The organism is Coleofasciculus sp. B1-GNL1-01 (assembly GCF_040220235.1).
Lineage (GTDB): Bacteria > Cyanobacteriota > Cyanobacteriia > Cyanobacteriales > Coleofasciculaceae > Coleofasciculus.
Genome location: NZ_JAVJTO010000081.1, coordinates 71641 through 78338, shown reverse-complemented (window position 1 = coordinate 78338; position 6698 = coordinate 71641). Strand labels below are relative to the sequence as shown.

At 44.4% G+C, this 6698-nt stretch carries 9 protein-coding genes; 3 read left to right on the top strand and 6 right to left on the bottom strand.

Annotation, left to right across the window (positions count from 1 at the left end):
* Positions 1-189: 189 nt before the first annotated feature.
* Positions 190-435: a helix-turn-helix domain-containing protein gene (locus RID53_RS19880; RefSeq protein WP_446389734.1), complete on the bottom strand. Its 246-nt coding sequence runs from the start codon at positions 433-435 to the stop codon at positions 190-192.
* Positions 436-564: 129 nt separating this feature from the next.
* Here RID53_RS19880 and RID53_RS19875 point away from each other — a divergent pair, with 129 nt between their 5' ends.
* Entirely contained in the window at positions 565-819 is a 255-nt protein-coding gene (locus RID53_RS19875) for a hypothetical protein (protein WP_006099270.1), read from the top strand.
* Positions 820-1086: 267 nt separating this feature from the next.
* Here RID53_RS19875 and RID53_RS19870 read toward each other — a convergent pair whose 3' ends face one another.
* From RID53_RS19870 to RID53_RS19855, 4 genes are all read right to left on the bottom strand, one after another.
* A complete protein-coding gene (locus RID53_RS19870) occupies positions 1087-1428 on the bottom strand; it encodes an element excision factor XisI family protein (protein ID WP_446389733.1) in 342 nt (113 codons plus the stop codon).
* Entirely contained in the window at positions 1416-1832 is a 417-nt protein-coding gene (locus RID53_RS19865; protein ID WP_446389732.1) for a XisH family protein, read from the bottom strand. The genes RID53_RS19870 and RID53_RS19865 overlap by 13 nt, the downstream gene beginning before the upstream one ends.
* A gap of 94 nt (positions 1833-1926) precedes the next feature.
* Complete coding sequence (locus tag RID53_RS19860) at positions 1927-2142, bottom strand: hypothetical protein (RefSeq protein WP_006099412.1); 216 nt, start codon at positions 2140-2142, stop codon at positions 1927-1929.
* 95 nt (positions 2143-2237) lie between these two features.
* Positions 2238-2483 carry a helix-turn-helix domain-containing protein gene (locus RID53_RS19855; protein ID WP_446350323.1) on the bottom strand — a complete coding sequence of 82 codons (246 nt, stop codon included), beginning with the start codon at positions 2481-2483 and terminating at the stop codon, positions 2238-2240.
* 129 nt (positions 2484-2612) lie between these two features.
* Here RID53_RS19855 and RID53_RS19850 point away from each other — a divergent pair, with 129 nt between their 5' ends.
* Positions 2613-2867 carry a hypothetical protein gene (locus tag RID53_RS19850; RefSeq protein WP_446389731.1) on the top strand — a complete coding sequence of 85 codons (255 nt, stop codon included), beginning with the start codon at positions 2613-2615 and terminating at the stop codon, positions 2865-2867.
* Between the two features lie 3 nt (positions 2868-2870).
* Positions 2871-3029 (top strand): hypothetical protein, encoded by a 159-nt coding sequence (locus tag RID53_RS19845; protein ID WP_446389730.1) that lies wholly within the window; start codon positions 2871-2873, stop codon positions 3027-3029.
* A gap of 138 nt (positions 3030-3167) precedes the next feature.
* Here the strand turns inward: RID53_RS19845 and RID53_RS19840 are convergent, their stop codons facing one another.
* The gene (locus RID53_RS19840; protein ID WP_446389729.1) at positions 3168-6320 is read right to left on the bottom strand and encodes a transglutaminase family protein; all 3153 of its coding nucleotides are present in this window, start codon (positions 6318-6320) and stop codon (positions 3168-3170) included.
* Positions 6321-6698 lie beyond the last annotated feature (378 nt).

The following is a 6698-nucleotide window of genomic DNA, read 5'->3' as shown; positions in this document are numbered from 1 at the left end:
TTTTAGTGGAAAAAACAGGCAGGGATTGGCAATTTTAGAATAATTTTGTTTGATAAATTGGAATTTTTATATTCTTCTTTAAAAAGCTCAACTTTTAAGCGGCAAATTGACTTATAGAATTAGTTTGTGAGAAATGCGGGTGTAGAGACGTTGCATGCAACGTCTCTACAATCGGAACATAACTTCCCGTCAATCTTCCTGATCACTCTTGAGGAAATCACCCACGTACAATCGGATAAATTCTGCTGCTGCATCAGGATTGAGGCTATGAAGTGCTTCAGCAATCTGCACCACGGTTTCGGCTGAGGGATCTCGATTTTCGTGAAACCAGTGAAATACAACTGAACGATCAACCTTCATAGTTACGGCTAGCTTGTTTTGACTGATGCGGTTTGTCTCCAATGCTTGTCTGAGAGCTTTTCCCGCTTTTCCCATACCTCTAATCGTGTCAGAGGATGATCCGCAAGTAAATGTTGTTGGAACTCACAACATCTGCCAGAATGGATCGTAATGTTGTTGGTTCCAACAACATGGTTAGGTATAAAATCAATCAGGTGAACTCAAATGCAAGCGTACTTTGTACCGAATGAGAATCAATTACCCTCTGCTGAGGTTTCTATTCAGGCTTCTACTGATCCGGTTTCTCAGAAAGAATTGATCAAGGTGATGGTGATTGGTTCCCGTAAAGGGATCAACAGCATTATCAAAACGCTGCATCGCTTGCGGTTTGCGGAGGTGAGGGAATGGAGTCCACCAATTCCTTATGGTGCTTCGGGAGAAATGATGAGTCTATTGAGGCGACAGATCATGGTGGATTGAATCGTCGGTGTGATTCCCTGGCGCGATATAGCAGAAGGCAGAAGGTTTATTATTGATTAAATTGAGAGGTTATCGCTAACTATCATAGGGTACGGCATTGCCGTACCCCTACCCAATCAATTATCCCTGAGATGGGGTAGGGGCACGATACCATCGTGCCCTGATATAGATTCAGGTTAAAATCAGACGATAATCACCTCGGCTATCGTCTGTTATGCCAATCACACAAAGCGTTTGACAAACTTAGGGATCAGGAAGGCGATCGCACTAAGCGACTCCGTAGCCTGTGTAAGGACGTTTATAACTGGGATGTAAACCGAGAATAATATCCTCTTTGGGTATACCCATTTCTACCAAATCTTGTGCCAAATCAGCTTCGGTCATATTTCGCTGAATCCAAATTTTGTCATCTTTAATATCTATATGAATGAAACAGTTGTAAACTCTTTTTAGTCCATCCCAACCGATATCTAGAAGCTGATAGTGGTCATGTTCTGTGTCAAAAATGAGTTGACACTCTATTTCTGAATCTGAGCGGTTTGCATCTTCAGTCGTATGATTTTTTAATAGCTGGCGGACTAATGATCGATATTTTTCTAATTTTTCCATTCGCTAATTACCTCTTCAACAGGATCGTAAACAATTAATTTTACTTGATAAAGCTTAACTGCTTCTTTAACAAAAACCTCTTGAAAAAATGTTCCAAATGTATCAATAGGAACAGCCAGATAAAGTATTCTCTCTGATTCGGTCATTTGTAATGCCAAGCGATAGTTTAAGAATTGACCTAATGCGGCATGAAAATCTGTAATCACCGAAGTATTGAGAAAACTTTTTATTTCAACGGCTATTTTCCGTTCTGCTTTTTGAGCGGCAATGATTTTCTCTGCTGCTAAATCAACTTCCAACTTAACTCCCTCAATTTTGAGTTTTAGGGGATCTGCTGTAATCACCCAATCCTCTTTGAGGAGTGCTTGTTTTACAGAATTATGGAATAGGTCTTTAGCCGCCATGATTAGTTCTACAAACTCTCAGACTCTTTCTAGTGCAGTTCTCAAACGGCTTCCCAACTTAATCCTGTTGTCTACAATACAATTAAATTCTGCGTCAATGCCACTCATCCCTCATTTGCTGCTGATACTCCAAAGGATCTTGAGTTAATTGAATCACACCAGCATACTGGTTTAAATTAAAGTCTTGTTTTTGTTGTAATTGATAAGCCTCTAATAATTGCTCAATTTTCTGCCAGTCCTGATAATCAATCAACACCGCAACAGGACGCATCGCTTCATCAGTGACAATTTTTTTCTTAAAACTGAGCATAACAGTCCGCTTCATAACAACATCTAATGTTTCTATCGTAGCTCCAAAGCGAATCGCTGATGGTAGGAGTGTAGGGGTGCAGGAGTCGCTTCCCTTCAATCTTCCTGATCACTCTTGAGGAAATCACCCACGTACAATCGGATAAATTCTGCTGCTGCATCAGGATTGAGACTATGAAGTGCTTCAGCAATCTGCACCACGGTTTCGGCTGAGGGATCTCGATTTTCGTGAAACCAGTGAAATACAACTGAACGATCAACCTTCAAAGTTACGGCTAGCTTGTTTTGACTGATGCCGTATGTCTCCAATGCTTGTCTGAGAGCTTTTCCCGCTTTTCCCATACCTCTAATCGTGTCAGAGGATGATCCGCAAGTAAATGTTGTTGGAACTCACAACATCTGCCAGAATGGATCGTAACGTTGTTGGAACCAACAACATGGTTAGGTATAAAATCAATCAGGTGAACTCAAATGCAAGCGTACTTTGTGCCGAATGACAATCAATCGCCCTCTGCTGAGGTTTCTATTCAGGCTTCTACTGATCCGGTTTCTCAGAAAGAATTGATCAAGGTGATGGTGATTGGTTCCCGTAAAGGGATTAACAGCATTATCAAAACGCTGCATCGCTTACGGTTTGCGGAGGTGAGGGAATGGAGTCCACCGATTCCCTATGGTGCTTCGGGAGAAATGATGAGTCTGTTGAGGCGACAAATCATGGTGGATTGAATCTTGGGTGCGATTCCCTGGCGCGATCGCTTGGCTTCACAGGCTTTGGGGAGGGTAGGCGGAAGACGCGATCGCTTGGCGATTTCAGTTTTTGTTGAGAGATTATCACTAACTATCATAGGGTACGGCAATGCCGTACCCCTACCCAATCAATTATCCTGAGATGGGGTAGAGGCACGATACCATCATGCCCTGATATAGATTCAGGTTACAATCAGACGATAGATAATTTGTAGTGAGGACTTTAGTCCTCTGATCACAGGAACTTCTCTCGCCTACAACCAACAGGATTGTATCAAGTTATGTCTCTTGATTAAACGAATTCACCCGTCGCAAATCTAATGTCAACGGATACTCCGGACTCAATGATAAAGGTGGAATCGAAATTATTCCCGGTGTATGATCCTGGGGAATAAATCGTTCCAACATCCGTGACTCCGCTTCCCGGTGATTAACAGGAAATTTATCATAAACGATGCCATTGGGAGGATTAACATAATAGCGACATCCCCCAATTGACCGTTGTGTCCAGGTATCTACAATGTCAAAGACTAACGGGGAATGCGAATTAATCGAAGGATGCAATAAAGCTGCATATTCCCTGGCGCGGAAGCGTACCCCACCTACATAGTCTCCCGGTGTTTCGGTAGACTTTAACGGCACCGGATACCCATTACAAGTCACCTGATAACGGGAGGAAAAATTATCTCGATTGGAGGAATGTCCCATCGCTCCTCGCAATCTTACCTGTATCCGTTCCATAGAAGAATCCACATAACGAGCCGTTCCACCAGTACCCGTTTCTTCCCCTAAAACGTGCCAGGGTTCGATCGCGTGTCGTAATTCTAACTCTACGCCCTCTCGGTTAATCTCGCCATAGCGCGGGAACCGGAACTCAAAAAACGGCTCAAACCACTCCCATTGAAACGGATATCCCGCCTCCTGTAACTCACCGATGACCTGTCGCAAATCCTCACCAATGTAGTACGGTAACAGAAAGCGATCGTGCAACATCGTACCCCAGCGAATTAAGTTCTGGGTATAGGGATGCTCCCAAAACCACGCCACTAGCGCCCGAATCAGCAACATTTGGAGTAAACTCATTCTCATATTAGGAGGCATGGCAAACGCCCGAAATTCTAATAATCCCAACTGATTGCGGTAATTTTCTACCGGATATAGCTTATCAATACAGAAAGCGCTGCGGTGAGTATTCCCCGTTACATCAACTAAGAGATTTCGTAACAGTCGGTCTACTAATTCTGGCGCTACCTTCTCCCCCGGTTGTAACGTTTGAAAGGCAATCTCTAACTCATACAAACTCTCATGTCGCGCCTCATCCACACGGGGCGACTGGCTGGTGGGTCCGACAAATAATCCTGCAAACAAATAGGATAAACTGGGATGATTTTGCCAATAACTAATCAAACTCCTGAGTAAATCCGGACGCCGCAATAAGGGACTCTCTAAGGGCGTTTTGCCGCCAATCGTAATATGGGCACCACCACCCGTACTTACCCGCCGTCCATCTAAGGTATATTTTTCAGTTCCCAGACGACAAAGCCGCGCCTCTTCGTGCAGGGTTGTGGTAATTTCAACCAATTCTTGCCAATTTCCGGCTGGATGAATATTCGCCTCAATCACACCTGGATCAGGGGTAATTTGAAACCCTTCAATTCCCCCATTACCGGGAGGGGTATACCCTTCAATTAATACTGGAATTTTCACCTTTGCCGCTGTTTCTTCAATCGCAGTGATTAAATCTAAGAAACTTCGTGCCGAGGTTAAAGGAGGGAGAAAGATATGCAAAATTCCTTGCCTAGCTTCTACACCTAAGCCAATCCGAATCGTATTATCAGGCGAGTCAATAAATTCCGGACTGGGGCGGGCTGGATTCGCCTCCAAGGGGACAATTCCTTCCTGTACCAATTCTTCAGACCAATCGATGGAATTCAGGGGTAAACGGAACCCAGCCGGAGAGTCACCCACTAACAAATTTAGCCTCTCATCAGGGAATCGCCAATGACAGGTACTCCAATACAATTGCTCATCTTTTAATACAGGTAATATTGGTAAAACATACCCGCCGATGTTTCCTTCATCTTCATAAGCCGGAATAATACAGGTAGGATTAACACCTAGATGCGTCGCTAACGCCTGAATAAATATCTCCCCCTGTTTTGCTGTATGTCCATAATCCTTTCCTTCTTCTGCATACCACTCTCGATTCTGCCAAATCGGAGTACCATCACTGCGCCAGTAGCATCCTAATGCCCACCGAGGTAAAATCTCACCCGGATACCATTTTCCTAACCCATAATGCAGTAATCCTCCTCCCTTAGAAAACCGGGCTTCTAAGCGTTTGAGTAACTGTCCAGCAATTTTGCGTTTCTCCTCACCGAGGGCGGCAATTTGCCATTGGGGAGATTCAAAGTCATCAATGGAGACAAAAGTGGGTTCACCTCCCATGGTTAAGCCCACACCTGCACGGTGTAGCCTTTCGTCCACCGCTTTGCCTAAGCGATCAATTTGTTGCCATTGGGTTTCTGTATAGGGTTTACTGGGGCTGGCGATGTTCTCATGGCGCGACACCTTCACCGCAAACTCCAATCGAGACGGGCAGGGTTCACTTGTACCCCTCACCGGAGACGCCGCCTCTGGGTTGGGAGTACAGACGAGGGGAATATGTCCTTCCGCCGCTAAGTACCCGGATGTGGGATCTAAACCAATCCAGCCAGCGCCGGGAAGATAGACTTCTGCCCAAGCATGAAAATCGGCACAATCGGCTTCGATGCCTGGGGGTCCATCAACAGGGGGATTGTCTGCTTTGAGTTGAATCAGATAGCCGGAAACAAATCGCGCCGCTAAACCATAATGTCGCAAGATTTGCACCAGTAACCAGGCGGTATCGCGACAAGAACCGACTTTTTTGGTCAGGGTTTCTTCGCAGGATTGAATCCCAGTTTCTAACCGGATAGTATGAGTAATATCTTGGGCAAGCTGTTGATTAATTGCCCCTAAAAATCCGGTAATGTAGATATCATTTTTTCGATTTTCTTCTACCCAACCAGATAAAAGTTTTCCTGATTCGCTGATATCTAGGAAGGGACTCAGTTCTTTTTGGAGGTGGGGATCATAGTTAAAGGGATAGCGTTCAGCATACTGTTCAACTAAGAAATTGAAGGGATTAATCGGTTGCAGTTGGGCAATAATATCGACTTCAATCGCGAGAGTATCGGTAGGCTTGGGGAAATTCAAGCGGACTAGGCGGTTCCCGTAGGGATCATTTTGCCAGGTTAAACTATGCTCTTGAGGCTGGATGGTTAGAGAATAACTTTGAATGGGTGTGCGACAGTGAGGGGATGGATGTAATCCTAGGGTGTGAGGACCAAGAATAACGGGGCGCTGGAAGTGATAAGCAAGTTGATGATTTAGGCTAACTTTAATCGGCATTGGTCATCCTTTTATCTTATGTCATTTGTCATTTGTCATTTGTCATTTGTCATTTGTCATTCGTTATGCCTGTTGCCTCATCCCAACCGTCAACATTAGTTTTGTCCGACTACTTATGTTAAGGCGTAGGTTGGATTAGAGTTTGGAAGCAAACCAGATTTTGTTGGGTTGAGCGAAGTCGAAATCCAACCTACACAATGGCAAGATCTGAGTTAAATCCAACCGACTGGATTGACACACCTAAAATGGTGGATTAGCTTTGTCGATTTTATGGGCGCACGCTATGCGCCCCTACGGTTTCTGAATGGAAGTTGTAGGTTGGGTTGACGCAAGGAAACCCAACGAAATCTAATCCACCGAATTAGCTATGCTACACCA

Bases quoted from the DNA above. Each gene is read 5' to 3' on its own strand.
- RID53_RS19875 (WP_006099270.1), top strand. From the start codon at position 565: ATGCAAGCGTACTTTGTACCGAATGAGAATCAATTACCCTCTGCTGAG.
- RID53_RS19860 (WP_006099412.1), bottom strand. From the start codon at position 2,142: ATGCTCAGTTTTAAGAAAAAAATTGTCACTGATGAAGCGATGCGTCCT.
- RID53_RS19880 (WP_446389734.1), bottom strand. From the start codon at position 435: ATGGGAAAAGCGGGAAAAGCTCTCAGACAAGCATTGGAGACAAACCGC.
- RID53_RS19855 (WP_446350323.1), bottom strand. From the start codon at position 2,483: ATGGGAAAAGCGGGAAAAGCTCTCAGACAAGCATTGGAGACATACGGC.
- RID53_RS19850 (WP_446389731.1), top strand. From the start codon at position 2,613: ATGCAAGCGTACTTTGTGCCGAATGACAATCAATCGCCCTCTGCTGAG.
- RID53_RS19865 (WP_446389732.1), bottom strand. From the start codon at position 1,832: ATGGCGGCTAAAGACCTATTCCATAATTCTGTAAAACAAGCACTCCTC.
- RID53_RS19840 (WP_446389729.1), bottom strand. From the start codon at position 6,320: ATGCCGATTAAAGTTAGCCTAAATCATCAACTTGCTTATCACTTCCAG.
- RID53_RS19870 (WP_446389733.1), bottom strand. From the start codon at position 1,428: ATGGAAAAATTAGAAAAATATCGATCATTAGTCCGCCAGCTATTAAAA.